This window comes from Pseudomonas sp. G5001, from assembly GCF_013385475.1.
Lineage (GTDB): Bacteria > Pseudomonadota > Gammaproteobacteria > Pseudomonadales > Pseudomonadaceae > Aquipseudomonas.
Genome location: NZ_JACAPZ010000049.1, coordinates 41,110 through 65,107 on the forward strand (window position 1 = coordinate 41,110; position 23,998 = coordinate 65,107).

Consider the following 23,998-nt stretch of genomic DNA (forward strand, 5'->3'; position numbering starts at 1 on the left):
GATGAGGATTGCACCATGTCCATCCGACTTTCCCAGACTGCTCACGCCCAACAGTTTCTCGAAGAAGCCAGCGGCAACCTTAACGACGGCGGCAACCCACGGGCCAAGGCGCTGATCTACCGGATCCTGCGGGACACGGTGAACATCATCGAAGACCTGGAAGTGACTCCGGAGGAGTTCTGGAAGGCGGTCAACTACCTCAACGAACTGGGCAAGAACCAGGAAGCCGGCTTGCTCGCGGCAGGGTTGGGCCTGGAGCATTACCTGGACATGCTGATGGACGCGGCGGACGAGGAAGCCGGCAAGTCCGGCGGCACCCCGCGCACCATCGAAGGCCCGCTGTACGTGGCCGGTGCGCCGCTGTCCAAGTTCGAGGCGCGGCTGGACGACGGGCAGGACCCGGGCGTGCCGCTGTTCATGCAGGGCCAGGTGCGCGACACCAATGGCAAGCCGTTGGCGGGGGCGATTGTCGATGTATGGCAGGCCAATACCGGTGGTACGTATTCGTGGTTTGACAGCACGCAGTCGGAGTTCAACCTGCGTCGGCGAATCGAGACCGATGCCCAGGGCAACTACCGTTTTCGCAGCATCGTGCCGTCGGGGTATGGCTGCCCGCCGACCGGCCCGACCCAGCAGTTGCTGGACCAGTTGGGGCGCCATGGCCAGCGGCCGGCGCATATCCACTTCTTCATCTCGGCGCCGGGCCATCGGCACCTGACCACGCAGATCAACCTGTCGGATGATCCGTACCTGCATGATGATTTTGCCTATGCGACGCGGGATGAGTTGATCGCCGAAATTCGCTTCAGCGAGGACGCGAACCTGGCGAAGGAATTTGGTGTGGAAGGGCAGTTTGCGCAGATTGATTTTGACTTTGAGTTGCAGCCTGCGGCGGCGCCGGTAGAGCAGAAGCGCATGCAGCGAGTGCGCGCCCTCGAAGACTGAACGCGGTAAAAAAATGTGGGAGCGGGCTTGCTCGCGAATGCGGTGGATCAGTCAATATTTCCGGTGACTGACACTCCGCCTTCGCGAGCAAGCCCGCTCCCACATTGGCTCTGTATCGTTTGGCCTACTTGCGAACAACCAGATCGAGCAGATCATCCCGATCCTTGATCTTCTGCAACACGATCTCCGAGCGAATATCCATCACCCCCGCCGTGCGGTTCAGGTGGTTCACAATGAAATCCGAAAAGTGCTTGAGGTTGCGCGCCTGCACCCGCAGCACATAATTGCTCGCCCCGGTAATCACATACGCACTGGCCACCTCCGGCCACCCTTGCACCTTCTTGATAAACGTCTCGTGCCAATCCTCCACATCCTGGCGTAACGACAGGTGGACGATGGCCTCCAGCTCGATCCCCAGCTGCTCGGCGTTCAACACCGCCCGATAACCACTGATGATTCCCTCGCTTTCCAGCAGGCGCAAACGCCGCAGGCAGGCCGACGGCGACAGGGCGACTTTCTCCGCCAGTTCCTGGTTACTGATACGGCCATCCTGTTGCAGGAAATGCAGAAGGCGCAGGTCGGTGGCGTCGAGAATCATGGTTAGAATAAATCCGCGTGTTTGGGGGTTAAATTCGAATTTCCTACAGCTTAATTAGCCTGTTGCCCACCACTTTGCACGAAAATTCTCTAAAGCTTCGTTCATTATTTGGCTCATTGTTACTACAACAACAGGACTGACCATGACCACCCGCACCCATTGCCTGACCCTCGACGCCCAGGATCCGCTGGCGCCATTGCGCAACCAATTCGCCTTGCCGGCCGGGGTCATCTACCTCGACGGCAACTCCCTCGGTGCGCGCCCGGTAGCGGCACTGGAACGGGCGCAAGCGGTGATCGCCGAGGAGTGGGGCAATGGCCTGATTCGCAGTTGGAACAGTGCCGGCTGGGCCGACCTGTCCCAGCGCCTGGGCAATCGCCTCGCACCGCTGATCGGTGCCCGCGACGGTGAAGTGGTGATCACCGATACCACCTCCATCAACCTGTTCAAAGTGCTCAGCGCCGCGCTGACCGTGCAACGCGAACGCGCGCCAAGCCGCAAGGTGATCGTCAGCGAAGCGAGCAATTTCCCCACCGACCTGTACATCGCCGAAGGCCTCACCGAACTGCTGCAACAGGGCTACTCCCTGCGCCTGGTCAACAGCCCGGACGAACTGCCGAAAGCCATCGACCAGGATACGGCCGTGGTGATGCTCACCCACGTCAACTACAAGACCGGCTACATGTACGACATGCAGGCCCAGACTGCCTTGAGCCATGAATGTGGCGCGCTGGCGATCTGGGACCTGGCGCATTCGGCGGGCGCGGTGCCGATCGACCTGCATCAGGCCGGTGCCGATTATGCGATTGGTTGCACTTACAAATACCTCAACGGCGGGCCCGGCTCCCAGGCGTTTGTGTGGGTCAACCCGGCGCTGGTGGATGTGGTTACGCAGCCGCTGTCGGGCTGGTTCGGGCATACCCGACAGTTCGCCATGGAATCGCGTTATGCGCCGAGCCAGGGCATCGCCCGCTACCTGTGCGGCACCCAGCCGATTACCTCGCTGGCGATGGTGGAGTGTGGCCTGGATATTTTCGCCCAGACCGATATGGCCAGCTTGCGCTCTAAATCCCTGGCGTTGACCGACCTGTTCATCGAGTTGGTGGAAAGCCGTTGCGCCGCCCACGACCTGACCCTGATCACCCCGCGTGAGCATGCCCGACGGGGTAGCCACGTCAGCTTCGAACACCCGGAAGGCTATGCGGTTATCCAGGCCTTGATCGCTCGTGGCGTGATTGGTGATTATCGCGAGCCGCGCATCATGCGTTTCGGGTTTACCCCGCTGTACACCAGCTTTGCTGAAGTGTGGGATGCGGTGGAAATCCTGGGTGAGATTCTCGATCAGAGAACCTGGGACCAGCCGCAGTTCAAGGTTCGCCACAGCGTCACCTGAGTAAACGCAGAGCAAAAAATGTGGGAGCGGGCTTGCTCGCGAATGCGGTCTATCAGTCCCTGATGTATTGACTGGCACACCGCATTCGCGAGCAAGCCCGCTCCCACAGGGGACAGTGTTTCAACCAGAAAGCAGTGCAATCACAATAATAAAGGGGCACGCCACGTGACCACGCCAGACCAAGGCTTTGCCGAAATCACCAATCGCGAACTGGGCCTCAGGCGCCAGCTCACTTCCGGCCAGATGAGCATGATCGCCATCGGTGGCGCCATCGGTACCGGGCTGTTCATGGGCAGCGCCTACGCCATCGGCTATGCCGGGCCCAGCGTGCTGGTCAGCTATGCCATCGGCGCGCTGATCACTTTGCTGTTGATGGGCTGCCTGGCGGAGATGACCGTGGCGCATTCCACCTCGGGCTCCTTCGGCGCGTATGCCGAATTTTACGTCAGCCCGCTGGCCGGTTTCCTGGTGCGCTATGCGTACTGGGCGGCGATTGTGCTGGCGGTGGGCGCCGAGGTCACGGCGGTGGCGATGTACATGAAGTACTGGTTTGCCAACGTGCCGGAATGGGTGTGGATCGTCTCGTTTTCCAGCGTGCTGATCGTACTCAACGCCATCAGCGTCAAGACCTTCGGCAACTTCGAGTACTGGTTCTCCACGATCAAGATCAGCGCCATCGTTGGCTTCATCATCCTCGCGGTGTACGTGGTGTTCGGCTCCGGCAATCCGGATTACGGTGTGCAGAACTACGCGGCCCACGGCGGCTTTTTCCCGAACGGGTTGAGCGGCATGTGGATCGCGGTGATCGTCTCGATCTTCAGTTACTTGAGTGTGGAAATGATCGCGGTGGCCGCCGGTGAAGCGGCCGACCCGGAGCAGGCGGTGAAAAAAGCCTTCCGCGCGACCATCGTGCGGCTGGTGGTGTTCTACCTGCTGACCCTGGCGCTGATGTTGGCCATCGTGCCGTGGAACCAGGCCGGCCACGCCCAGAGCCCGTTCGTCACGGTGATGCAGACCATCGGCATTCCCGGCGCCACCGGGGTGATGAACTTCGTGATCCTGATCGCTGCGCTGTCGGCGATGAACAGCCAGCTCTACATCACCACCCGCATGATGTTCAGCCTGTCCCGCGCCGGTTTTGCGCCCAAGTCCATGGGCGCCTTGAGCAGGAGCGGGATCCCGTTGAACGCCTTGTTGCTGTCCAGCTCGGGCATTGCCCTGGCGACCCTGCTGAACGTGGTGTACCCGGAAAGCTCGTTCACCCTGATGATGGCGATCTCGATGTTTGGCGCGATCTTCACCTGGTTCATGATCTTCCTCACGCACCTGTTTTTCCGCCGCTACCGCAAGCGTCACGGCGGGGCGAAGCTGTCGTTCCAGCTGGCGCTGTTTCCCTACAGCACACTGCTGGGCCTGGTGCTGATGGGCGCGGTGATGATCACCACGTTCTTCACCGATGCATTCAAGATGACGCTGGTGTTCGGGGTGCCGTTCCTGCTGATTCTGTCGGCGGTGTACTACGTATTTTTCCGCAAGGGCGCGGCCAAGGCATCGAACAAGGCTTTGGCATAACCCGGCAATTGCTCGAACTCGCGGGCGCATAACAGCAGTTTGCGACAGGCCCAATCCTCGCTCAGGGGTTGGGCCTTGAAGCGCCGCTCCAACGGCCAGCGTTCCAGCGCGGCCAGGGGCACGATCCCCAGCCCGGCGCCCCGGGCGACCATGCGAAGCAGCCCGTCAAACCCATCAGCGCGGATGCGTGTCTGCAAGCGAAAGCCTGCGTGCAATGCCTGTTCCTCCAGGTACACCGCCAGCGCGCTGTCGGCGGCCAGGCCCACGTAGTCGTGCTGCAAGCTGTCGATAAAACTCACGGTGCGTGCGGCCAGCGGGTGATCCAGCGGCATGATCAGCACCAGCGGGTCGTCGCGAAAGGGCAGGGTTTGCAGGCCGTGGGTGTCTACTGCGTCGGAAATAATCCCCAGGTCTGCCGCGCCCTGGCGCAAGGCGTGGGTGATGCGCAGGCTTGGCAGTTCCTGCAGGTCGATGTCGAGGTTGGGGTGCTCGTGCAGAAAGTCCGCCAACAGTTCCGGCAGGTATTCGCTCAGGGCGGTGGTGTTGCACAGCAGGCGCACCTGGCCTTTGACGCCGTTGGCGTATCCCGCGAGGTCTTGCTGCAGGTGATCGGCTTGCTGCAACAGCAGACGGGCGTGACGGGCGACGGCTTTACCCGCAGCAGTCGGGGTGACGCCACGGCGACCACGTTCAAGAAACTCGATGCCCAGCGAGGCTTCCATCGCCCGGATCCGTGCACTGGCCGCCGCCAGGGACAAATGGCTGCGGCTGGCGCCGGCGGTGATATTGCCGGTGTCGAGGATGTGCAGGTACAGGCGCAGGTCGATCAGGTCAAAGTGCATGTGCTGGGGATCTCAGTGTCTGTACGGGCCTCTTCGCGAGCAAGCCCGCTCCCACATTTTGAAAGGGTTCACAGATCTAAATGTGGGAGCGGGCTTGCTCGCGAAGAGGCCATCTGCCTCATGCAAAACAAGAGGCTGCCTCAGTATATGGCGAATTTTCAGACATCACCCAAACCTGCAAAATCGACCCATGAATACCTTACTCGCGTTCTACCAAAACCTCGGCCCGGCCCTGACATTGCTGGTGATCGGCACCTTCCTGCTGGCAGGTACGGTCAAGGGCGTCATCGGCCTGGGCCTGCCCACCGTCGCCATGGGCATGCTCGGCCTGGCTATGTTGCCGGCGCAGGCTGCGGCGTTGCTGATCATCCCGTCCACCGTCACCAACCTCTGGCAGCTGGCCTTCGGCGGTCACTTGAGCGCGTTGATCAAACGCCTGTGGCCGATGCTCCTGCTGATTTTCCTCGGCACCGGGCTGGGCTCGTTGTGGCTGGGCATGGATGGCGGGCATTGGGTGGTGCGGGCGTTGGGCGGCGCGCTGCTGGTGTATGCCTTGAGCGGGCTGTTGCTGCCGACGTTCAAGGTCAGCCCGGCCACCGAGCGTTGGCTGGGCCCGCTGTGCGGCGTGCTGACCGGGGTGATCACCTCGGCCACCGGGGTGTTTGTGATACCGGCGGTGCCGTATCTGCAAGCGTTGGGCTTGAACCGCGATCAGCTGGTGCAGGCGTTGGGGCTATCGTTCACCGTGTCGACGCTGGCGCTGGCAGCCGGGCTGTTCTGGCGTGGCAGCCTGGGCGGCGGCGAATTGAACGCCTCGTTGCTGGCGCTGGTTCCGGCGCTGCTCGGGATGTGGCTGGGCCAGGCCCTGCGCCAGCGCATCAGTGCCGTGCTGTTCAAGCGGGTGTTCTTTATCGGCATGGCCGCGCTGGGAGGTCATCTGCTGATCAGTGGTTAACAATATGCCGTTGATTCGTGCGTTTTGGTCAAATGTATTTTGCGGCTAGAACGCTTATTCCAAAGCACCGACCCCGTTACCCTGCCTTCAGACATTTTTAATCTTTAGGCACCCCCTATGAAAAAAGTACTCCTGCTCAACGGCGGTAAGAAATTCGCCCATTCCGACGGTCGCTACAACAGCACCCTGCATGAAGCCGCCCTGGCGGTACTGGACCGTGGCGGCATCGACGTCAAGGAAACCCACATCGACGCCGGCTACGACGTGGCCGAAGAAGTCGCCAAATTCCTCTGGGCCGACGTGATCATCTACCAGATGCCCGGCTGGTGGATGGGCGCCCCGTGGATCGTCAAGAAGTACATCGATGAAGTCTTCACCGAAGGCCATGGCAGCCTGTACGCCAGCGACGGCCGCACCCGCTCCGACTCGTCGCAGAAATACGGCAGCGGCGGCCTGATCCAGGGCAAGCAATACATGCTGTCCCTGACCTGGAACGCTCCTCAGCAAGCGTTCGACGACCCCACCGACTTCTTCGAAGCCAAGGGCGTGGACGCGGTGTATTTCCCGTTCCACAAGGCCAACGAGTTCCTCGGCATGACCGGCCTGCCGACCTTCCTCTGTGTGGACGTGATGAAACGCCCGGCCATCGAAGCCGACGTGGCGCGTTATGAACAGCATCTGGCACAGGTGTTTAACCTGAGTCTGTAATGCGGCTAGTATCCGTGCAGCCGCTATAAAGAGGATTCACGTTGAAAGCCCGATCCGATGAGCTACAGATCTTCGTCTGCGTGATTGAATGCGGGTCGATTTCCGCCGCAGCCGAGCAGGTCGGGCAGACGCCGTCGGCGGTCAGCCGCACCTTGTCGCGCCTGGAAGCCAAGCTCGACACCACCCTGATCAATCGCACCACCCGACGCATGGACCTGACCGAAGAGGGCAAGTATTTCTTCGAGCGGGCCAAGGTGATCCTCGAGCAGATGGACGACCTGGAAGAACGCCTGTCGTCGCGCCAGCAAACCCCGTCGGGGCGCCTGCGGATCAACGCGGCGTCGCCGTTCATGCTGCATGCGATCGTGCCGTACATCGCCGAGTTTCGTGGCCTGTACCCGGATATCCAGCTGGAACTGAACAGTAACGACCTGATCATCGACCTGCTGGAGCAGAGCACCGACATCGCGATCCGTATCGGTGCCCTGGCCGACTCGACGTTGCACGCCCGCTCACTGGGTTGCAGCCCGCTGCATATCCTCGCCAGCCCGGCGTACCTGGAACAGCACGGCACGCCCACGACCGTTGCCGAACTGGCCGAACACACGTTGCTCGGCTTCACCCAGACCGAAACCCTCAACCACTGGCCGTTGCGCCATGTGCACGGCGATCGCTGGCAAATCCAGCCCGGTGTCGCCGCTTCCAGCGGTGAAACCTTGCGCCAGCTGGCGCTGGAAGGGCAGGGCATCACCTGTTTATCGGACTTCATGACCGCCCAGGACATCAAGACCGGGCGCCTGATACCGGTGCTGGCCGAGTTCAACAGCGGCTATCGTCAACCGATCAATGCGGTGTACTACCGCAACTCGCAATTGGCCTTGCGCATCCAGTGCTTCCTGGACTTTATCCAGGGCAAGCTGGCCAGCTACGCCAGCTGATTCGTGACCTCTGCGCAAGATTGAATTGGGCAATACGGACTTATTCGGAATGGATAGGTCCGCAATACTGAGTCCATCAATTACTCACGCAGGGAGACACCTCCATGAACGTATTCATCACCGGCGCTGCCGGTTTTATCGGCGGTTCCATCGCTACTGGCCTGGTCAAGGCCGGCCATAACGTCACCGGCCTGGTGCGCAGCACCGAACAGGCTGCGGAAATGACTGCACTGGGCATCACGCCGGTGATCGGTACGCTGGATGACAGCGCGCTGTTGACCGAGCAGGCGAAGAAAGCTGACGCGGTGATCAACGCCGCCAGCAGCGACCATCGCGGCGCCGTGGAAACCTTGCTGGCCGCGCTGCGCGGTTCCAACAAAACCTTCCTGCACACCAGCGGTTCGAGCATCGTTGGCGATGCGTCGGGCGGTAAGTCCAGCGATGTCATCTACTTTGAAGACAACCTGCCGGCGCCGACTGTCGACAAGGCTGCTCGCGTGGCCATCGACAACCTGATCCTGGCTGCCGCCAAAGATGGCGTGAACTCGGCAGTGATCTGCAACACCCTGATCTACGGTCACAGCCTGGGCGTCAAGCGCGACAGCGTGCAGTTGCCACGCTTGCTCAAGCAGGCACGCAAAAGCGGTGTAGTGCGGCATGTGGGCACCGGGCAGAACATCTGGTCCAACGTGCACATTGAAGACGTGGTTGCGTTGTACCTGCTGGCGCTGGAAAAGAATGTGCCGGGCACTTTCTACTTTGTGGAGAGTGGCGAAGCGGCGTTTGTCGACATGACCACCGCGATTGCCGAAGCGCTGAAGCTGGGTAAACCACAGGATTGGCCATTGGCGGATGCCGAGGCCGAGTGGGGTTATGAAATGGCCAACTATGGCCTGGGCTCCAACAGCCGGGTGCGCGGCAAGCATGCGCGGGAATTGCTGGGGTGGGCGCCGAAGCGGACCTCCGTAGTGGAGTGGATTCGCAACGAGATGGTGTGATGTTCGCTTGAGACCGAGGCGAGCCCTTCGCGAGCAAGCCCGCTCCCACACTTAACCGAGATCCAACTTTGGAATGCGGTCAAATGTGGGAGCGGGCTTGCTCGCGAAAGGGGCGACTCGGTCCAACGGTCTTACCCAACACTAGCCCCACCCCGCCCAATTCCGTACCATCCCCCGCCTTATCCCCCGCAACTCCCCGGTACTTCAATGAACCTCACCCGTCTGCGCGCCGACGCCCTGGCCGGACTCACCACGTCTTTTGCCTTGCTGCCCGAATGCATCGCCTTTGCCCTGGTGGCTCATCTCAACCCGCTGATGGGCCTTTACGGCGCATTCATCATCTGCACCCTCACCGCGCTGTTCGGCGGCCGGCCTGGCATGGTCTCCGGGGCCGCCGGCTCGATGGCGGTGGTGATCGTCGCGCTGGTGGTGCAGCACGGCGTGCAGTATCTGTTGGCCACGGTATTACTGGGCGGGTTGATCATGGTCGCCTTCGGCCTGTTGCGCCTGGGCAAGCTGGTGCGCATGGTGCCGCACCCGGTGATGCTCGGGTTCGTCAACGGCCTGGCGATCATCATTGCCTTGGCGCAGCTGGAGCATTTCAAAAGCGGTGACACCTGGCTCAGCGGCACGCCGCTGTACGTAATGACCGGGCTGGTCGCGGCAACCATGGCCACCGTCTACCTGCTGCCGCGCCTGACCCGCGCCGTACCGCCAGCCCTGGTGGCGATCCTCGGCGTGGGCCTGGCGGTATACCTGCTCGGCCTGCCGACCCGCACCCTGGGCGACATGGCCCACATCGCCGGCGGCCTGCCGACCTTCGCGCTGCCGCAGATCCCCTGGACCCTCGAAACCCTGCACATCATCGCGCCCTACGCGATCCTGATGGCCATGGTCGGCCTGCTGGAAACCCTGCTGACCCTCAACCTCACCGACGAAATCACCGAAACCCGCGGCTACCCGGACCGCGAAAGCGTGGCCTTGGGTGCCGCCAACATGGTCTCGGGCCTGTTCGGCGGCATGGGCGGCTGCGCGATGATCGGACAAACCGTGATCAACCTCAGCTCCGGCGGGCGCGGGCGCTTCTCCGGGGTATTTGCCGGGGTGATGATCCTGCTGTTCATTCTGTTTCTGTCACCGCTGATCGAGCGCATTCCGCTGGCGGCGCTGGTGGGGGTGATGTTTGTGGTGTCCCAGCAGACGTTTGCCTGGGCGTCCCTACGGGTGATCAACAAGGTGCCGCTCAACGACGTGCTGGTGATCATGGCGGTGACGGTGATTACCGTGTTCACCGACCTGGCGACGGCGGTGCTGTGCGGGATTGTGATTGCGGCGCTGAACTTCGCCTGGCAGCAAGCGCGCGAGCTGTACGCGGATGAGCACATGGAAGCGGACGGCAGCAAACTCTATCGGGTGCACGGCACGCTGTTTTTTGCCTCGACCACGCCGTTTTTGAATCGCTTCGATCCGGCCAACGACCCGGCCCAGGTGACGCTGGATTGCCGTCACTTGAGCTTCGTCGACTATTCGGCGATTGCTGCGTTGATGACCTTGCGCGAGCGCTACACCAAGGCCGGCAAACATTTGCGGGTGCTGCACCTGTCCGAGCGCTGCCGCAAACTGCTCAAGCGCGCCCGGGTGCAGCACGACTGACCGTTGTTTAAGCGCAATGATCGTTCCCACGCTCTGCGTGGGAACGCCGCTTTGGACGCTCCGCGTCCGCTCCTAAAGTCGTGACGCGGAGCGTCACAGGATGCGTTCCCACGCAGAGCGTGGGAACGATCATGGTCCGACCAGGTTTTCCAGTTCCTGGGCGCGGGTCTGGGTCATGTCCAACACGCAGCCGGAGCCGTTGACCTGATCAATGGTGCCGCCGGTGGCCGAGCCGATGAAGCCGCAGTTGGCATCGCGAAACTTGAGCCACTGGCGTTGTACGTCCTGCAGCTGCTGCTTGCGGTTGCCTTCCATCGCGGTCATCGCGGTTTTGTAGGCGGTATTCAGGCGCGCGTCCTGCACCTTGGTTTCCTTGGCGTTGCAATCGACCATGTCGGCGGTGGTGTTGGCACCGTCCATGCATTTTTTCAGTGCCGGGTTCTCGTCGGCCGAAGCCGTGCCGCACAAGGCCAGCAACAGTGCGCCGGCGGCGAAAGGAACAAGCAGGGGGTTACGATTCATTCTGGGTTTTCCTGGTCATGAGTCGGTGTGCAGTCTAAGACTCGGCCTGCGCAGTTGAGTTTCCAGCCCCGGCGATCTTCATGTAAGAACGCCCCCCGAATTTTCATCCACTGACCCTGGGCATATCCCTGCGCGACAGGGCTTGTCTGTGGGCGAAAATTACTTTCATAAAAATTGAAAATGCACCTCGGTAATGATTTATGACTTTCACAACCTATTCGACGTGACCCTTTCCGAGGAGTACCGCATGGCCGCATCACCGGGGTATTGGCTGTTGATCTACGCCGCCATCGCCATCATTGCATTGATCGTATTGATCGCGCGTTACCGGCTCAACCCGTTTATCGTCATCACCCTGGTGTCTATCGGCCTGGCGCTGTTGGCCGGAATGCCGGCGGACACGATCATGGGCTCCTACGAGGCGGGCGTCGGCAAGACGCTGGGGCATATTGCGCTGGTGGTCGCGCTGGGCACCATGCTCGGCAAGATGATGGCCGAGTCCGGTGGCGCCGAGCAGGTGGCGCGCACGCTGATCAACCGGTTCGGCGAGCGTAACGCGCACTGGGCAATGGTGTGTATCGCGTTCCTGGTGGGGCTGCCGCTGTTTTTCGAGGTCGGTTTCGTGTTGCTGGTGCCGATCGCGTTTACCGTGGCGCGGCGGGTGGGCGTGTCGATCCTGATGGTCGGCCTGCCGATGGTGGCCGGCTTGTCGGTGGTGCATGCGCTGGTGCCGCCGCATCCGGCGGCGATGATGGCGGTGCTGGCCTATAACGCCTCGGTCGGGCAGACGGTGCTGTATGCGATTTTGATCGGCATACCCACCGCGATCATTGCCGGCCCGCTGTATGCCAAATTTATCGTGCCGCACATTCACCTGCCAGCGGAAAACCCGCTGGAACGCCAGTTCATCGACCGCGAGCCGCGCACCCGCCTGCCGAGTTTCGCCCTGACCATGGGCACCATCCTGTTACCGGTGGTGCTGATGATGATCGGCGGCTGGGCCAACCTGATTTCCACACCGGGCACCGCCTTTAACCAGTTCCTGTTGTTTATCGGTAACTCGGTGATTGCGCTGCTGGTGGCGACCCTGGTGAGCTTCTGGACCCTCGGCCTGGCCCAGGGTTTCAACCGCGAATCGATCCTCAAGTTCACCAACGAATGCCTGGCACCGACCGCCAGCATCACCTTGCTGGTGGGCGCGGGCGGTGGTTTGAACCGGATTCTGGTGGACGCCGGGGTCACCAATGAGATCCTCGGCCTGGCCCACGCCTTCAACCTGTCGCCTTTGGTGATGGGCTGGCTGTTCGCCGCGCTGATGCGCATCGCCACCGGCTCGGCCACCGTGGCCATGACCACGGCCTCAGGCGTGGTCGCACCGGTTGCGATGGGCCTGGGTTATCCACACCCGGAATTGCTGGTGCTGGCCACCGGCGCGGGTTCGGTAATCTTTTCCCACGTAAACGACGGCGGCTTCTGGCTGATCAAGGAATACTTCAATATGACGGTGATCCAGACCTTCAAGACCTGGACCGTGCTGGAGACCCTGATTTCGGTGGTCGCCTTCGGTCTGACTTATGGTTTGTCCTGCATCTTGTAACCCGGAGCCGAACCGATGGACATCCTCTACCAGATCCGCGCCCGCCAGGATTCCTTCAGCGCCGGCGAAGGGCGTATCGCCAGGCTGATGCTCGATGATGTCGGCTTTGCAGCGTCCGCCAGCCTGGAAGAATTGTCCCAACGGGCCGAGGTCAGCACCGCCACCTTGTCGCGTTTTGCCCGCAGCGTCGGCTGCCGCGACCTGCGTGACCTGCGCCTGCAACTGGCCCAGGCCAGCGGTGTCGGCAGCCGTTTCCTCGACCCGGCGGGCCTGCCGGAGCAGTCGGCGTTTCACCGGCAGATTCTCAGCGATATCGAGGCGACGTTGCGCCGGCACCTGTCCGGTTTCAACCAGCGCAGTTTTGTCGACGCCGTGAGCCTGCTGGGCAATGCGCGGATGATCCACGCGTTCGGCATGGGCGGGCCGTCGAGCCTGTGCAGCGACGAGTTGCAAGTGCGCCTGGTGCGCCTGGGCTACGCGATCAACGCCTGCCACGACCCGGTGATGATGCGCGTGACCGCCGCCACCCTGGGCCCGGAGCATGCGCTGATCGTCTGCTCGCTGACCGGCATCACCCCGGAAGTATTGGGCGTGGTGGCGCTGGCACGCAACTACGGCGCAAAAATCATCGCCATCACCCTGCCGGATTCACCGCTGGCGCAGTTGGCCGACGTGCTGCTGCCGCTGCAACCGGCCGAAACCAGTTTTATCTACAAGCCAACGGCGGCGCGCTACGGAATGCTGTTGGCCATCGATGTGCTCGCTACCGAGCTGGCCTTGGCCATGCCGGACGACAACCAGGAACGCCTGCGACGGATCAAGCTGGCCCTGGACGATTATCGCGGCGGCCCTGACAGCCTGCCGCTTGGAGATTGAGATGAAGTACCACACGCTGATCCGCCAGGCGCTGATCATTGATGGCAGCAACACCCCCGGCTATGTCGCCGATGTGGCAGTGCACGAGGGCCGTATCGAGAAGATCGGCGACCTGTCCCGGGACAGCGCCGAGCATGAAATCGACGCTGCCGGGCGCGTATTGGCGCCGGGGTTTATCGACGTGCACACCCACGACGACACGGTGGTGATCCGTCACCCGCAGATGCTGCCCAAGCTGAGCCAGGGCGTGACCACGGTGATTGTCGGCAACTGCGGCATCAGCGCCTCGCCCGTGAGCTTGCAGGCTGATCCGCCGGACCCGATGAACCTGCTGGGCACCGCCGAGGCCTTTGCCTACCCACGGTTCAGCGATTACCGCGCGGCGGTGGAAAACGCCCACCCGGCCGTCAATGTGGCGGCGCTGATCGGCCACACCGCGCTGCGCAGCAACCATATGGACGACCTGCACCGTACCGCCACGCCGGGTGAAATCACCGCGATGCGCGTGCAGTTGCAGGAGAGTCTGGCGGACGGTGCCCTGGGTTTATCCACCGGGCTTGCATACGCGAGCGCCTTCAACGCCGAGACCGATGAAGTGCTGCAGTTGAGTGAAGAACTGACGGCGTATGGCGCGGTGTACACCACCCATTTGCGCAGCGAATTCGAACCGGTGCTGGAGGCGATGGACGAGGCTTTTCTGATCGGCCGGCATGCCAAGGCGCCGGTGATCATTTCCCACCTCAAGTGCGCGGGCGCCGGTAACTGGGGGCGCAGTCCGCAGTTGTTGGCCTCGCTGGAACACGCGGCGAAGACCCATCCGGTGGGCTGCGATTGCTACCCGTATGCGGCCAGCTCTTCGACCCTGGACCTCAAGCAAGTCACCGATGCCTTTCGCATCACCATCACCTGGTCTGCGCCGCATCCGGAAATGGGCGGGCGGGATCTGCAGGATATCGCCGCCGAGTGGGCGGTGCCGCTGATGGACGCCGCCCGCCGCCTGCAACCCGCCGGGGCGGTGTATTACGGGATGGACGAGACCGACGTGCAGCGCATCCTGGCGCATCCGCTGTCGATGATTGGCTCGGATGGTTTGCCGGAAGATCCGTTTCCTCATCCACGTCTGTGGGGCGCGTTTCCCCGGGTACTGGGGCATTTCAGCCGGGACCTTGGCTTGTTCCCGCTGCACACCGCCGTGCACAAGATGACCGGACTGTCGGCAGCGCGCTTTGGCTTGGCCGAGCGCGGTGAAATCCGTGAAGGACACTGGGCCGATCTGGTGCTGTTTGATCCGTTGCGGGTGCGGGATGTGGCGGACTTCAAAGAGCCGCAGCGCGCGGCGGAAGGGATTGACGGTGTGTGGGTCAACGGCGTGCTCAGCTACAGCGACGGGCAGGCCAACGGGCAGCGTCCCGGACGATTCCTGGCGCGCAGTGGGGATTTGCGAAACGGGTTTGCGGCCGTATAGTGGCCGCTCTCAAACACGGAGCAATCGCCATGCACTTAGGAAAAGTCACCCCCATCTTGCGCAGTTTCGACGAGGCCAAAACGTTGGAGTTCTACGTCGACTTCCTGGGGTTCAAGGTCGATTGGCAGCACCGGTTTGAAGACAACTTTCCGCTGTACCTGCAGGTGTCGCTGGGGGACTGCGTGCTGCACTTGTCCGAGCACCATGGCGATTGCACGCCAGGTGCGGCGGTGCGGATTCAGGCTCAAGGGTTGGAAGCGTACCAGCAACAGTTGCTGGCCAAGCATTACCGCAACGCCAAGCCGGGGATTGAAGACACGCCATGGGGCAGCCGCGAGATGAGCATCAGCGACCCGTCGGGGAACCGGTTGGTGTTTGTTGAAGAAGTCAGCAGATGAGGCTGCGCGCATAAATCGCAGGCAATAAAAAACCGCCTTAGTAGGGCGGTTTTTTATTGCAATCCCAGTTCGCGGCTGGGGTTGCGCCTCACCGGAAGCATTGACCTGCTGACCGGATACTACTGTCGGTTCAGGCATCACGCAAGGCCTGGTGACACTCGGTGTTTTCAGTTCTTTGAGATCTACGCTATTTAAGGACGACTGCAAAAACTGGCAATAAATTCTTGGAGCGTTACCGGTGGATTAGTTCTCCCAGGTCACACCTTTGAGCGGGATGTTGGTTAGTATCGCCCCCGTTCTGTGTATGTCGTTTGTAGGTGGGCTGGGTACGCGCGCGAATTTATGGACCGAACGCCACGGGCTAGTAATCCGTGCCGGATTCATGCGGGAGGACCCAAAGCCCGGCCGCCTCACTGGAAGCATTGACCTGCGTCCGAAGGCTCACGTGTTCCGGTAAGTGCGCTGGAGGTAGGCCCAACTGATGGAGGGCCGAGTATGTCCAAGTTTGCACGACGTACGTGGGACCTCGTAGTGAACTCCCTGCGTGTTTATCACGTGTGGAAATTCCTGCGGGACAGCTTTGATGACCGTTAAGGTCTGAGAAGTGGGCCGCCCCGGTTTCGACCGGGGCGGCTTTTTTGTACCTGGGATTTACACCCGGAAATGGCTGACCATCTGTTGCAACTGCCCGCCCAAACGCGCCAGTTCCACACTCGACTTGGCCGTCTCGTCACTGGCCGCTGCCGTCTGCTCCGACACGTCCCGCACATTCACGATACTGCGGCTGATCTCTTCCGCCACGGCACTCTGCTGCTCGGCGGCTGCGGCGATCTGCTGGTTCATCGACTGGATATTCGACACCGTACGGGTGATGTTTTCCAGTGACACACCGGCCTTGCGCGTCAGTTCGACGCTGCTGTCGGTGAGGCTGCGGCTGTTGTTCATCACGGCGGCCACTTGCTGGGTGCCGTTCTGCAAACCGGCCACCAGGCCTTCGATTTCTTCGGTGGATTTCTGGGTGCGCTGGGCCAGGCCGCGCACCTCATCGGCGACCACCGCAAAACCGCGACCGGCTTCACCGGCACGCGCTGCTTCGATGGCGGCGTTGAGCGCCAGCAGGTTGGTCTGCTCGGCCACGGCCTTGATCACGTCCATCACGCTGCCGATTTTGTTGCTCTCTTGTTGCAGATGCGTCATGGCGTCGGTGGAGCGCGCCACTTCAGCTGCCAGGCGTTCGATCTGGGCGATGGCTTCGGCCACCACCTTGTCACCGGCACGGGCTTCACCGTCGGCGGCCGAGGCAGCCTGGGACGCTTGTTCGGCGTTGCGTGCGACTTCCTGCACGGTGGCAGTCATTTCGTGCATGGCGGTGGCCACTTGATCGGTCTCGATCTTCTGGCTGTTGACCCCGGCACTGGTCTGTTCGGTCACGGCCGACAGCTCTTCGGCGGCGCTGGCGATCTGGGTCACGCCGTCACGGATGCCGCTGATCAGTTCACGCAGGGTAGTGCCCATGCGCTGGATGCCTTGCTGCAACACGCCGAGTTCGTCGCGGCGGGTCACCTGGATGTTGTGGCTCAGGTCACCGGAAGCGATGCGCTCCACCACGGCAAGGGTCTCGCGCAGTGGGCGAGTGATCTGGCGGGTGATGATCACCGCAGCCACGATGCCCACCAGCAAGGCCAGCAATGTGCTGATCAGTTGCAGGCTGCGGGCCTGGGCGCTTTCCGCGTCACGACGTTGCAGCTGGATGTCGTACAGCTTGTCGCTGATGGTGACAATGTCGGTGCCCTGGGTGGTCATTTCTGCCCGGGCCGAGACGATGTTGGCGTTGGCCGCCTTGTAGTTCTGCACCGCGCTGCGATAAGCACCGAGGGCGGTTTCCAGGGCGGTCAGTGCAGGCTGTTGGCTGGCGCCAAACGCGGCGTGCAGGCCTTTCAGACCGTCGATGGCTTTCTCGATCTGCGCGGCGGCGCGGGCTTCAGTCTCGGCGTTGACGTTACCGGTGTAGCCGCGCACTTCGTAGCGGGCCAACTGGAACTGTTCCTTGGCGCTGGTCACGGCCTCGAACTGGGCAAAGCGCTCGGTGCTCTCGGGCATCTGGCGCACGCTGGCGTCCAGGGCACTGATCTGCGCATTGGCGATGTCAGCCTTGTCGCCCATGACCTGGCGCGCGGCGTTACCGTTGCGGTAGGCCTCGCGCATTTTGTTCAAGGACTGCTGGTAAGCGGTGATGATCGCTTTTTGCTCATTGAGCAGCTTGAGGTTGTCCGGGCTCTTGAAGCTGTCCAGCAGCTTCTGTTGCTGGGCGACAAAACTGTCGAGGTTGGTCTGCACGTTTTGCGCCACGGCTTCGTCACCGTTGGCCAACATGTATTGCAGGCGCACGATGCGCAGTTTGGTCAGTGAAGCGTTGAGCTGGGTGATGTCGCTCATCCAGTTGCTGCGGTCGATCAGGCCGCCCAGGCTGGTCCAGCCGGTGAGCGCGAGGATCGAGGTGAGGACCAGTACCAGGCCGAAGCCCAGGCCCAGTTTCATATTGACGCTGATGTTGCCGAACCAACTATTCATCGCATTCCTCCAGGAACAGATTTGCGGGTACATCCGGTTGCTGGAAGTAGCGACCAGCCGATGGGTAGTCAGGAGGTATCGGCAGCCCTGGCGAGAGCTGAAACGGTTTTTTCGTGAGGGCAGGATTTATGGAACGTGAGCGACGAGCGGTCGCACCGCCCTCATGCAGAGGGCGGTGCGAGGATCAGTGGACTTGGCGCATTCTTTTGCTGGTGGTGATGATGTCGATCAACGCTTCCCTGCTGCTGAAACGGCGGTCATCCAGGTTCCAGCGATTGACGAAGTGCCCCCTGGCATCCTGCTGCAACGCGGTGTGGACCAGTACGCCGTCGCGGCTTTTATGGACCATCTCCAACCCGTCGTCCAGGGTGCGCTGAAGCAGGTAGTCGCCTTTGCGCCGCAGGCGTTGTTCGAGGCTGAGGGGTGGTGCGGGCGTGGCAGGTAGCGGCAATGGCGCACCGGCGACTTCGACGTTTTTCTTGAAGTCGTAGCGCACCAGTGGCCATTGCTGCTCGCGCGGCAGCGCCTGGACGCTGGCGGGCTCACGCACAAAGCCGCTGGCCGAGCCGGGAGGCACATCGTCCAGCAGCAGACTGATGCCGTTGTTGAGCTCGGCAATGCCCGGTACGCCGCGATGGGTATTGGCGTGGGTTTCGCCCACCAGCGCGACCCACTTGTGTGGCCCCTGTTGAAGCTGGTCGGCGCGGATCACCTGGGTCGCAAAGTAGTTGAACATTGATGTCCTGGAGGCGGGCATGCCGTCCACCCGCAAGCTGGCGACACAGTCGAGTGCGCGGATCCGCACGTTATGCTTCATCGCCACCTGCACCAGGCTGACAAAACCGTAGGGGCTGTCGGCCGGTACGCCGTGGCCTTTGTCCAATGCGTTGAGGTAGCTCCACAGTTCATCTGGCATAAAGCCCAGGCTGTGGACGATATCCAGGTCGGCTTGATGCAGCTCGGTGGTGAGTTGCTCCATGTAGAGGGTTTTTACTTCGCGCTGGCCTTTCAGGTATTCCATGTGCCGGCTGAGGAAGCCTTTGCTCGACGTACCGGCGTGGGCTTCGCCGACTACCAGGCCATCGGCGGTGTCCAGCAGTTGATCGATAAATTTCGCCTCATCCAGGGCCGGGTCGACCGCAGGCAGTGCTCCCCGCGCAGGCGGTGTGTGTTCGGTAAAAAACGCCTGGGCCTGATCCTGAAGTTTTTTGCGGGTCTGGTCGAAGGTGGTTTGCGCTGCGCGACGGCTGCTGGCGGTCTCCCTGTAGGCGGTGGCGAAGAGCGCTTCACGCGTGCCTATCGGCAAGGTGATTTCCTCGCTGATCAGGCCCAGGTGTTCATGGGGCAGGTCAAAGGTGCTGAAGTGGCGCGGCGCCTCAACAGGCAGAGGGCGCGTTGGCCGTAGCGCGTGTGAGCGCTCCACCGAGGGCCCCGGGTGCGGCGCCGGTTGGCGTGCCGTGTGCAGCGACAGCTTCAGGTCGCCCTTGGCCAGGGCATCGCCGGGAATGCCGCCGGCCACATCCGCGATGACTCGGGTGGGTTGGTCGAAGGCGTCGTCGACCCGCAGGGCAATGCTCTTTTGCAGGTCGGCCAGGCCCGGCGTGCCGCGATAGGTGCTCATGCGTTTTTGATCAACCAACGCTATCCAGCGCTCGCCCGGTTTTTTCGCCTGGTCATCGTTGATGAGGGTGTGGGAGTAAAAGTTGGTCAGCCGGTTGGCGCGAATCGGGGCCGGGCGTGAATCAAACAGGCACAGGGTGTTTTCCAGGTCGTAGGAGCTTGAGGCGTTCAACGGTCTGACCTCAATTCCGTGCTGTTGCGCGGTCTTTACCAGCATCCAGTGGCCGTACAACCCTTCGGGGTCGCGGTAATTTTCCTTGTCGATGGATTTGAGCTGGCCCTCGGCCCGTTTCGAGAAGCCACTGGAAAACCGTGAGTGGGTTTTCAGGTGATGAATATCGCGCCACAGCGGCTCGATATAGAGAACCGTCACGTTCAGTTCGCGCAGGTATTGCATGTTTTCGATCAGCACCTGTTTAGCTGCGGTGGAAAACGGTGCCTCGCCCACTACCAGGTGGTGCGCGTCATCGATCAGCAGCTTGAGCAAATCACGCAGGGCGATGTCTGGCGCCGGGTTCAGGGTTTCGGCCCGGGGAACCACGGCGGGCAACCGTGCAAAAAACGCGTCGGCGTCATCCGTCAGGGCCCTGACATTGTCCAGGTGCTGTTTGAGTGCCGGGGCGAGTTGCCGACGCGAGATCCAGATGCTGTGGGTATTGAGGTCTCGATCCAGGTAGGCGATTTGCAGGAACAGCGCCGACCGGTCCTCGGGGGCGATGACGGCCGATACGTCCCGGCGAAACTTTTCCGACAACTCATAGGGCTGCCCGAGCCTTTCAGGGCCAGGCATGCCACCGATGACACCGGAGCGCTGCCACTGGCCGTCCACCGTATGGTTCACCAGCTTGCCGGTTGAGCGCAATTGCCCGCTGGTGTTGTCGTAGCGAAACAACAGGAATCGCCCCAGGCTGTCCGGGGTGTGCGAGGCCCACAGGCTGTCGCCGGCAAACAGCACGGGCTGCATGCCCTGGGGCAATGGGGGTTGCGGTTGCAGTTGCTTGATCAAGGTCATGGCCTGTTGGTCCTTGGGCACCCGGGCAATATGGCGCAACGGCGGACGGGCGAGCTTGACGGGGGCGAACAGCAGGGGCCGCAGGTCGGTCAACAACGTCCCGCCGGCATTGAGCAGCGCACCCAGATAGTGTCCCAGCGCGGCGGCGGTGTCGTTGCGGCTGTAGGCATGCAGGGCGAGCATCGAATCCTTGAACACCAGCAAGCCGCCCAAGGCCAGGCTCAGTGCCGGGAAGGGCGCGGTCAGCACGGCAATGGTGATTTCGCCGATCACGCTGACCAGCTCCATGATCATCTGCAAGCGTCCGGTGGTGGTGCTTTTGACTTCGTCGATACGGTGACGCAGCTTTTTGTCGTAGGTGTGGTAATGCAGGTTCTTGAGCGGCAGTGCGGTGCGAGGCACTTCGTCGAACACCGGCTTGGAATACAGCCCCTTGAGCTGTGCCGGCAGGCCGGCCACCAACGCATGCAACCTCGGCTCGAACGCCGCGCGCTCAACGCTGGCGACCCGGCTGATGTAGTAGGTGTCCATGCCTTCAAGGTTTTTCAGGCGTTCGTTGAATTCCCGTTGCGGCCTGAAGTCGATGCCATCCGGTGCGTGCGGGGTGTAGAGCAGGGGCAGGTCGTTGGCGTGGTGGAACAGGTAGCAGCCATCGATCACTTGGCCGCTGATGTGCAGGGGATAGAGCCGATACCGATTGCGCACGGCATCGCTGTTATCGGCCAGGCTGTCGATGCTTTTTTCCAGCCAGGCCAGGTCGCTTGTTGCCAGGCAGCCTTGCAGGCAGCACTCGAGTGCGGCGACGTGCATGTGCAGTTGGGCAACCTCCAGGGCCATGTTGCGGCGCCATGCATAGTGGGGGCCTTGCGGGTCCAGCAGGGTTTTCTCGACCTCGGCGACATAGCGGTCACCGATCCAGGTGCCTCTGACCGAGTTGCTCACCGTTTGCGCGGTGAGTCGACTCAGGTCGACGCCGGGCGGTCCCTTGAACTGCGCGGTGGTGCTGGCGTCGGGGTTGATAAAGCCCAGGCTGGCGTCGTAGCCGTTGCGGTACAGCGTGGTGTAGCTGACGCGTTCGCGCGGGGTGATCACGCCCACGAGGTTTGGGTCTACCGCCGGGATCGGGTTGCCGAGCAGTTGGTTGAGGGCGGCTTTTGCCGCCTTGTGCAAGTAACTGTCGAAGTCGGGAAACTGTTGTGGGCTACCCGGGCTTGCGGCGTAGGCCTGTGCCGCGCCCAGTGCCTGTTCCTTGAGGTCGGCGAGTTTCTGTCGGTCGGCTGCCGATGCCTGGCTCAGCCACTTGGGCATCTGATGCAGGTATTCATCGGCCTGCATGGCCAGCGTCGTGGTACTCATTTCCACCAGGCAGGCTTCATAGTTGGAGGGCGCGCCGAAACTGATCATCAAATACTCAAGGCTGGCCGGGGCAAAACCCAGGGCGGAAAGCATCGCGCTGTATTTGGGCCGGATCCGGCTGACCAACTGTTCAAGCAGGTAGTCTTTCATGCTGCGCGAACCGGGAGCGGACGCTATCTCCTGGCTCCAGCCGAGGATATGCGCCTGCAATTCCCGCTCGCTGCCAAAGGCCTGGAACTGTTCGGCGCGTGGCGCGTGAGGCGTGCACAGCAGCAAGCGTTTGACCGCGCCCGTTGCATCGGTCTGGCGCAGCACCCACAGGTCCTTGAGCGGAGCCTTGTGCAGGAACAGACAGCAGGCGGTAAGTGTGGGCGATGGACCTTCACTCAGGGTCTGCAGCAGTGCGTAGTCGTCCGCGCTGATATGGTTTTGCAACGATGCACTGTAGGCCAGCGCGTGCAGGCGGCTGTCGAGCATCTGCTGCATGGCTTCCTGTACGGCGGGCAAACTGTGGGCGCGCTTTTGTTCTTCGGCGAAGCTCAGGCTTGGTTGAACCTTGGCCAGCAGCTCGGCGAGGTAAGCCGGGGTGACGTCCTGGAACTCGGGCGGCAATGGCTGCTGGGCGTAGGTCAGTTGGGTGTGCTCGAGAAACTCGGAACCGGCGTGCTCATCGCCACGGTGCAAGCCACGTACCGCCAGTTGCACCAGGTTGTTGTGCTGGTTGTACGAGTTGCCTGACTTAAGGGTGCGCTCGGTGCTGATCTGCAGTTGCTCGGGGATCAGGCCCTGGATATCCAGGTCGTCGTCCAGGTGCTCAAGCAATTGCAGGCGCGCCATGGCCTCGGGCGAGGCCGCCGGGCCGAGCAGCGCCAGCACTTGCAGGCTGAGGTGTTCATAGGTGCGCAGGTGCTCGGCGAGGGTTTTGCGCTGGGCCTCATTGGCGCTGCGGTACCAGTCGGGAGCGGATTCGTGCAGCAGTTTTTCCAGTAACTGCTGCGCGCGCAGTTCCAGGCGCGAGGACAAGTCCCAAGGCGAGCAGCGCAGCGCCTGGTCCAGTTCGAGGGTCATTCTGGCGACGTCTGTCGGCGCTGGATGGCCGTCCAGGCCAAGGGCAAACGCGATGTCCTGATGTTGTTTGTCCTGCAGGGCGTTGTAGGTGTGTTCGTTCAGCGGGAGGCTGTCGATAGGCTCTGGCACCAGCGGCCAGATACTTGCCGCGCGCAAGTGCTGGTAACGGCGCGGCAAGTGTTGCAGCAGTTCCTGGCGCCAGGCCGACTGCTTCATGCGCTCTTGCAGCGTGCGATCCAGGTGTTTGAGCGAGGTGAAAGCCTCCAGGCCTCGGGAAGGGGTGAACAGCAACACATCGCCGTCCTCGATCTCCAGGTGGGTGACCGGTGTCTGGCTGCGGGTGAGGGCGAACGCCCCGGCGAACTCGATGGTCTGCTGGCGGTAGCGAAACGTCAGGCGATGGATACCCGGGCGCAGCTCGGGGCCGCTGACGATATTCGTCACCAGCAACTGGTCGGCGGGGCTGAGCAGGCGATCCTTGACCTTCAGCCTGGCCTCGGCCTCCAGCATCGGCTGGTGGCTGTCGAGTATCCAGTTCTTGCGTAGATGGCCGTTGGGCCGCCGTTCGATTTCCAGGGCGGCCAGCTTCTTGTGCAATGCCTGGCTGATGCGCGTGCGGTTCAACCGGCCGGGCTCGCCCTGGATCACCCAGTCGCCGGGAACGGTGTAATGCACTTGTGCGTTCTGCAGGCTCCAGCGGCTTTCTTCTGCCAGGGCGGTGTGCAATGCCTGCACCTCCAGCAACTCGGTAGAAGACTGCGCTGCCGGTGCGTGGCCGTTGGGGAAAATCTGTAGACGATGACCGATTTGCAGCAGGTAGCCGTTCAGTTGTTCCGGGGTAAGTGGTGATGTGTTCGGGGGCTGGGCGGGCATGGCCGGTCCTCAGGGTTGATTGATCCCTGAGGGTGCGC

General features: G+C 62.0%; 17 protein-coding genes and 1 pseudogene. 12 read left to right on the forward strand and 6 right to left on the reverse strand.

What is annotated here, in order from left to right:
• Positions 1–15 precede the first annotated feature (15 nt).
• A complete protein-coding gene (catA, locus tag HX805_RS29605) occupies positions 16–945 on the forward strand; it encodes a catechol 1,2-dioxygenase (protein WP_003212307.1) in 930 nt (309 codons plus the stop codon).
• A gap of 124 nt (positions 946–1,069) precedes the next feature.
• On the opposite strand, the gene HX805_RS29610 is transcribed toward catA, so the two are convergent.
• Positions 1,070–1,543, reverse strand: a complete 474-nt coding sequence (locus HX805_RS29610; RefSeq protein WP_003212305.1) for an Lrp/AsnC family transcriptional regulator — start codon at positions 1,541–1,543, stop codon at positions 1,070–1,072.
• Between the two features lie 142 nt (positions 1,544–1,685).
• Between HX805_RS29610 and kynU the strand changes: the two genes are divergently transcribed.
• Both kynU and HX805_RS29620 read left to right on the forward strand, forming a co-directional pair.
• Positions 1,686–2,936: a kynureninase gene (kynU, locus tag HX805_RS29615; RefSeq protein WP_003212302.1), complete on the forward strand. Its 1,251-nt coding sequence runs from the start codon at positions 1,686–1,688 to the stop codon at positions 2,934–2,936.
• Positions 2,937–3,101: 165 nt separating this feature from the next.
• Complete coding sequence (locus tag HX805_RS29620; RefSeq protein WP_177117552.1) at positions 3,102–4,508, forward strand: amino acid permease; 1,407 nt, start codon at positions 3,102–3,104, stop codon at positions 4,506–4,508.
• On the opposite strand, the gene HX805_RS29625 is transcribed toward HX805_RS29620, so the two are convergent.
• Positions 4,454–5,350: a LysR substrate-binding domain-containing protein gene (locus tag HX805_RS29625; RefSeq protein WP_177117553.1), complete on the reverse strand. Its 897-nt coding sequence runs from the start codon at positions 5,348–5,350 to the stop codon at positions 4,454–4,456. The two genes, HX805_RS29620 and HX805_RS29625, sit on opposite strands and share 55 nt — an antisense overlap.
• A gap of 190 nt (positions 5,351–5,540) precedes the next feature.
• On the opposite strand from HX805_RS29625, the gene HX805_RS29630 reads away from it, so the two are divergent.
• From HX805_RS29630 to HX805_RS29650, 5 genes are all read left to right on the forward strand, one after another.
• A complete protein-coding gene (locus HX805_RS29630; protein ID WP_008436688.1) occupies positions 5,541–6,305 on the forward strand; it encodes a sulfite exporter TauE/SafE family protein in 765 nt (254 codons plus the stop codon).
• A 117-nt stretch (positions 6,306–6,422) separates the two neighbouring features.
• On the forward strand, positions 6,423–7,013 hold the full coding sequence (locus tag HX805_RS29635) for an NAD(P)H-dependent oxidoreductase (RefSeq protein WP_008436691.1): 591 nt from the start codon (positions 6,423–6,425) through the stop codon (positions 7,011–7,013).
• A gap of 41 nt (positions 7,014–7,054) precedes the next feature.
• Entirely contained in the window at positions 7,055–7,951 is an 897-nt protein-coding gene (locus tag HX805_RS29640; protein WP_003212293.1) for a LysR family transcriptional regulator, read from the forward strand.
• A gap of 104 nt (positions 7,952–8,055) precedes the next feature.
• On the forward strand, positions 8,056–8,949 hold the full coding sequence (locus tag HX805_RS29645) for an NAD-dependent epimerase/dehydratase family protein (RefSeq protein WP_102605600.1): 894 nt from the start codon (positions 8,056–8,058) through the stop codon (positions 8,947–8,949).
• Between the two features lie 207 nt (positions 8,950–9,156).
• Positions 9,157–10,602 carry a SulP family inorganic anion transporter gene (locus tag HX805_RS29650; RefSeq protein WP_177021606.1) on the forward strand — a complete coding sequence of 482 codons (1,446 nt, stop codon included), beginning with the start codon at positions 9,157–9,159 and terminating at the stop codon, positions 10,600–10,602.
• Between the two features lie 129 nt (positions 10,603–10,731).
• Here the strand turns inward: HX805_RS29650 and HX805_RS29655 are convergent, their stop codons facing one another.
• On the reverse strand, positions 10,732–11,124 hold the full coding sequence (locus tag HX805_RS29655) for a lysozyme inhibitor LprI family protein (RefSeq protein WP_003212286.1): 393 nt from the start codon (positions 11,122–11,124) through the stop codon (positions 10,732–10,734).
• A 193-nt stretch (positions 11,125–11,317) separates the two neighbouring features.
• Here HX805_RS29655 and HX805_RS29660 point away from each other — a divergent pair, with 193 nt between their 5' ends.
• The 4 genes from HX805_RS29660 to HX805_RS29675 are packed head-to-tail and all read left to right on the forward strand — an operon-like array spanning position 11,318 to position 15,460.
• On the forward strand, positions 11,318–12,721 hold the full coding sequence (locus HX805_RS29660) for a gluconate:H+ symporter (RefSeq protein WP_017478510.1): 1,404 nt from the start codon (positions 11,318–11,320) through the stop codon (positions 12,719–12,721).
• 15 nt (positions 12,722–12,736) lie between these two features.
• Positions 12,737–13,597: a MurR/RpiR family transcriptional regulator gene (locus HX805_RS29665; RefSeq protein ID WP_102604479.1), complete on the forward strand. Its 861-nt coding sequence runs from the start codon at positions 12,737–12,739 to the stop codon at positions 13,595–13,597.
• A gap of 1 nt (position 13,598) precedes the next feature.
• On the forward strand, positions 13,599–15,062 hold the full coding sequence (locus HX805_RS29670) for an amidohydrolase family protein (RefSeq protein ID WP_177106179.1): 1,464 nt from the start codon (positions 13,599–13,601) through the stop codon (positions 15,060–15,062).
• Positions 15,063–15,091: 29 nt separating this feature from the next.
• A complete protein-coding gene (locus HX805_RS29675) occupies positions 15,092–15,460 on the forward strand; it encodes a glyoxalase superfamily protein (RefSeq protein ID WP_087693433.1) in 369 nt (122 codons plus the stop codon).
• 651 nt (positions 15,461–16,111) lie between these two features.
• On the opposite strand, the gene HX805_RS32695 is transcribed toward HX805_RS29675, so the two are convergent.
• From HX805_RS32695 to HX805_RS29685, 3 genes and pseudogenes are all read right to left on the reverse strand, one after another.
• Positions 16,112–16,975, reverse strand: a complete 864-nt coding sequence (locus HX805_RS32695) for a methyl-accepting chemotaxis protein (RefSeq protein WP_371132985.1) — start codon at positions 16,973–16,975, stop codon at positions 16,112–16,114.
• Positions 16,967–18,064, reverse strand: a pseudogene (locus HX805_RS32700) (methyl-accepting chemotaxis protein); the annotation flags it as partial. The pseudogene HX805_RS32700 and the gene HX805_RS32695, both read right to left, overlap by 9 nt.
• A 151-nt stretch (positions 18,065–18,215) precedes the next feature.
• Positions 18,216–23,960: a membrane-targeted effector domain-containing toxin gene (locus HX805_RS29685; protein ID WP_177117554.1), complete on the reverse strand. Its 5,745-nt coding sequence runs from the start codon at positions 23,958–23,960 to the stop codon at positions 18,216–18,218.
• Positions 23,961–23,998 lie beyond the last annotated feature (38 nt).

What these genes read in the sequence shown, in the direction of transcription:
- catA (WP_003212307.1), top strand. Translation starts at nt 16, where the DNA reads ATGTCCATCCGACTTTCCCAGACTGCTCACGCCCAACAGTTTCTCGAA.
- HX805_RS29610 (WP_003212305.1), bottom strand. Translation starts at nt 1,543, where the DNA reads ATGATTCTCGACGCCACCGACCTGCGCCTTCTGCATTTCCTGCAACAG.
- kynU (WP_003212302.1), top strand. Translation starts at nt 1,686, where the DNA reads ATGACCACCCGCACCCATTGCCTGACCCTCGACGCCCAGGATCCGCTG.
- HX805_RS29625 (WP_177117553.1), bottom strand. Translation starts at nt 5,350, where the DNA reads ATGCACTTTGACCTGATCGACCTGCGCCTGTACCTGCACATCCTCGAC.
- HX805_RS29630 (WP_008436688.1), top strand. Translation starts at nt 5,541, where the DNA reads ATGAATACCTTACTCGCGTTCTACCAAAACCTCGGCCCGGCCCTGACA.
- HX805_RS29635 (WP_008436691.1), top strand. Translation starts at nt 6,423, where the DNA reads ATGAAAAAAGTACTCCTGCTCAACGGCGGTAAGAAATTCGCCCATTCC.
- HX805_RS29645 (WP_102605600.1), top strand. Translation starts at nt 8,056, where the DNA reads ATGAACGTATTCATCACCGGCGCTGCCGGTTTTATCGGCGGTTCCATC.
- HX805_RS29650 (WP_177021606.1), top strand. Translation starts at nt 9,157, where the DNA reads ATGAACCTCACCCGTCTGCGCGCCGACGCCCTGGCCGGACTCACCACG.
- HX805_RS29655 (WP_003212286.1), bottom strand. Translation starts at nt 11,124, where the DNA reads ATGAATCGTAACCCCCTGCTTGTTCCTTTCGCCGCCGGCGCACTGTTG.
- HX805_RS29660 (WP_017478510.1), top strand. Translation starts at nt 11,318, where the DNA reads ATGATTTATGACTTTCACAACCTATTCGACGTGACCCTTTCCGAGGAG.
- HX805_RS29665 (WP_102604479.1), top strand. Translation starts at nt 12,737, where the DNA reads ATGGACATCCTCTACCAGATCCGCGCCCGCCAGGATTCCTTCAGCGCC.
- HX805_RS29670 (WP_177106179.1), top strand. Translation starts at nt 13,599, where the DNA reads ATGAAGTACCACACGCTGATCCGCCAGGCGCTGATCATTGATGGCAGC.
- HX805_RS29675 (WP_087693433.1), top strand. Translation starts at nt 15,092, where the DNA reads ATGCACTTAGGAAAAGTCACCCCCATCTTGCGCAGTTTCGACGAGGCC.
- HX805_RS32695 (WP_371132985.1), bottom strand. Translation starts at nt 16,975, where the DNA reads ATGGGCACTACCCTGCGTGAACTGATCAGCGGCATCCGTGACGGCGTG.
- HX805_RS29685 (WP_177117554.1), bottom strand. Translation starts at nt 23,960, where the DNA reads ATGCCCGCCCAGCCCCCGAACACATCACCACTTACCCCGGAACAACTG.